3 protein-coding genes are annotated in these 3,123 nt (G+C 35.6%); 1 reads left to right on the top strand and 2 read right to left on the bottom strand.

The features are described from left to right. Nucleotides 1–199 (top strand): hypothetical protein (locus BP92_RS17295; RefSeq protein WP_026726639.1); only part of this gene is annotated, 199 nt, incomplete at its 5' end. A 179-nt stretch (nucleotides 200–378) separates the two neighbouring features. On the opposite strand, the gene BP92_RS0114215 is transcribed toward BP92_RS17295, so the two are convergent. Both BP92_RS0114215 and BP92_RS0114210 read right to left on the bottom strand, forming a co-directional pair. Continuing rightward, on the bottom strand, nucleotides 379–972 hold the full coding sequence (locus tag BP92_RS0114215) for a pentapeptide repeat-containing protein (RefSeq protein ID WP_243548493.1): 594 nt from the start codon (nucleotides 970–972) through the stop codon (nucleotides 379–381). A 92-nt stretch (nucleotides 973–1,064) separates the two neighbouring features. Further along, nucleotides 1,065–2,807 carry a tyrosine-type recombinase/integrase gene (locus tag BP92_RS0114210; RefSeq protein ID WP_026726637.1) on the bottom strand — a complete coding sequence of 581 codons (1,743 nt, stop codon included), beginning with the start codon at nucleotides 2,805–2,807 and terminating at the stop codon, nucleotides 1,065–1,067. Nucleotides 2,808–3,123 lie beyond the last annotated feature (316 nt).

Raw genomic sequence — 3,123 nt, 5'->3', positions numbered from 1 at the left:
GGATTGTCACGCAAAGCATATTTTCACGCAACGTTTAGTTTCAGTTTTTAATTTCACAACGGATTTTCCCGAAAACGTAATTTCAGCACAAAGTTTATCGACAAAGTTCGGTTCGGTTTTCAACTATCACGCAAAATTTTTCGGTAACAATTTCAATAAATTTCTTTCGGAAAAAATAGGAGAGAAGCTTTCGGCGTAAGTTCGGAAAATATGTTGCACACAACGTCCCGCCGGCTTTGTGGAGGTGGGGATTTTTGTTCCCAAACCTTTCCATTAGGACTGAAGTCAAATATATAAAATTACCTTTAAATTTTGCCTTAAAACCCCACTTTCACAAAACCGCTGTTAGCAGCCGTACATTTTCTATCTTTCTGTTTGTTACTGTTCAATGTCAAGATTATATTTATACAACAATCCCACAAGTCCTAAATGCGAAAATTTAGCTCCTTTCACTTTGTTCTGTTCAGGGTCAAGCGAATAGTTTAATGCTGTGCGGAAGTCCGTTTTTTCAAGGTTTGTCCGCACAAAGGAAGCTAATGTCAAGTCGCAGTTTTTGAAAACAGCCATTGATAAATCCGTTTCGCTAAAGTCCACTTGTTTTAAGGAACAGTCTGTGAAATTTGTCTTTTTCATTTTGCACTGAAAAAAAGAAGAATAGTCAAGAATGCTGTCCTGAAAAGCTACGGAAAATGAAAAACTATTGACTACGCTAAAATCAATGCCCATTAGCTTGCAACCAATAAATTTTATGGTTCTTAACCCTGTGTTGCGAAATACTGTCAGTGAAAAGTTGCAACTTTTAAAAGAGCAGTCCTCAAAAATATTATTGCTTAAATCACTTTTTGTAAAGTTACAGTTCTTAAACTCGCAGTTTAGAAACTCTCTGCCCGATAATTTTTTCTCGGAATAGTTTATGTTTTCAAATGTTTTTGCCTCGTGTGTTACTGTGTCCATTTTAGTTTCTATTTTCATTCTACAAAGTTCGGAATTTTAACGGCGTTCGTTGTATGGCTGCTAACTAGTAAATATCATCAAATATATACAACTTTTTTTAACTTTAAAAACTATTCTTCAAGTTTTTTCTTACCTTTTATGTCAACCATGCGATCTAACGGACTCTGTATCCTATCAACAGCAGTTTTTGTTAAATGTGTATACACAGTCGTGGTTTTTATACTCGAATGCCCCAAAAATTGCTGAATGTAGCGGATATCCGTGCCGTTCTCTAATAAATGAGTCGCAAAACTATGACGCAACGTATGCACCGTAGCCTTCTTCTCTAAACCCGATAACTTTATAGCATTACGCATCACCTGTTGCACACTTCCTGTACTATAAGGCTCACCCGCAAACTGACCCTCAAAAACATAATGTTTACCCTTATAAAGTTCTCTATAAAGCTGCAAAGAAGTAACAATAGAGTAGGGCAACATCACCATTCTATCTTTCTTACCCTTAGCATTCTTAACATGAATCTTGTGTTCCTCAAATAAAATATCACTCCATTTCAAACTCACAATCTCACTCACACGCAAGCCAGCACCATAACCTATCAACAACAAAAGCTTGTGTTTCGGATTATCTACAACTTTAAAAATCTGCAAACATTCCTCCATAGTCAATACAACAGGCAACTTTTTCTCCTTCTTTGGTCGTGGAAGCACAAAACTATAGTCAACTTTCAATAAAACTTGCTGATAATAAAATTGAACCCCATTCACCATACTATGTCCACTTGTGGCAGACAAACCACGCTCCATCAAAGAGCCTAAAAAACGAATAATTTCCTCCCTAGTAATCTCCTCAGGATTTCGAAACTCAAAATAGCGTAAAAATTGAATAAAAGCACCACAATACGTTCGCAAGGTCGAACTACTATAATTCAAAGCCAATAAAGTATCAATCATCTTACTTAAATAACTTTGGGCTTGCTCTGGAACCAAATCCAGTAAGCTTTTCTTCGTTTTAGATAAGTCCAATTGTTTTTTGTTAGGCAAATTTCGTTTATCCAAATAATTCTTAGGAAGCAAAGAGGTAATACTAATGCTAGAAGATTCAAACTGTAAATGCAAAGAATCCATCACTACAGGTGCCGCCGGAAGCAAATAACACCCCTTAATCTTACTGTAGCGAGCCATCGAAAAACGTTTTAATTTCTCATGAACCGCAACCATTTTAGGAACATGAACTTCCATCCAAGTTGCATCTTCTAAATGAGGTAAAATCCTAATTTTTCCTTTACCAACAAACGAATCTTTAACAAAATAGTCCGTACCAAAAAAGTCAGAAATGCCTAAAATCTTTTCTACTTCTTGCTTCACAACTTCATTTCTAAAAACCATATAGCTTTTATAATTTCCGTTCCAATAAACCCCTTTAGTTTTCAAAAGTTGTTTACTAATTTCATGATGAAAATGCATCTTAAAAACCCAATATTTACCAATACTTGGCAACAATTGTAACTTCAATTTATCCGAAGTTATCACAGTTGGTTTATGTTCAGGATTGTTCAACGAAGAACCTAACTGAAGAGCGCTTGAAGAAGCTATGGGTGAAAGGTCACGGTTATCAACACCGGTCACCATATTAGGAATAGAAGATTCAGTAACCACCACCAAATCTGGAAAATGAGAACGTAATAAATGATAAGAAGCCTTAGAATAATCCAAATACCAACACCTACGAGAACCACTATAAGTAGCACCCAAACGTTTTAAAATGGCAATAATTTCAAAATCCTTATCAAAAAACACCCCAATGCGATAAGCACCATGGTGAAAAATCTTCTCAATACGTACACTTTTCATGGCAAATACAAAATTTAAATGGCTTATAATGATGCAAATATATAAAAAAATATAATTCCAAAACTAAATTCCCACCACCGCCATCTCGAAATAACACCACCGTCACTTCGAAATAACACCACCGTCACTTCGAGTGTTTTTAAGTTGTAAAGCCTAAGATTTACAACTTAAAAATGTATCGAGAACTCCAGAACCGAATTAACTCTATCGTCACTTCGAGTGTTTTGCAGATGTAAAGCCAAAGATTTACATCTGCAAAATGTATCGAGAACAACTGAAAACAATTTCCCAACACCCTCACTTCGAAATAACACCA

Source organism: Flavobacterium sasangense DSM 21067 (assembly GCF_000686885.1).
In the GTDB taxonomy this organism is placed as follows: domain Bacteria; phylum Bacteroidota; class Bacteroidia; order Flavobacteriales; family Flavobacteriaceae; genus Flavobacterium; species Flavobacterium sasangense.
The sequence above is the reverse complement of the archived record's forward strand: the minus strand, read 5'-3'. Positions and strand labels throughout refer to the sequence as shown.

Bases quoted from the DNA above. Each gene is read 5' to 3' on its own strand.
- BP92_RS0114215 (WP_243548493.1), bottom strand. From the start codon at position 972: ATGAAAATAGAAACTAAAATGGACACAGTAACACACGAGGCAAAAACA.
- BP92_RS0114210 (WP_026726637.1), bottom strand. From the start codon at position 2,807: ATGAAAAGTGTACGTATTGAGAAGATTTTTCACCATGGTGCTTATCGC.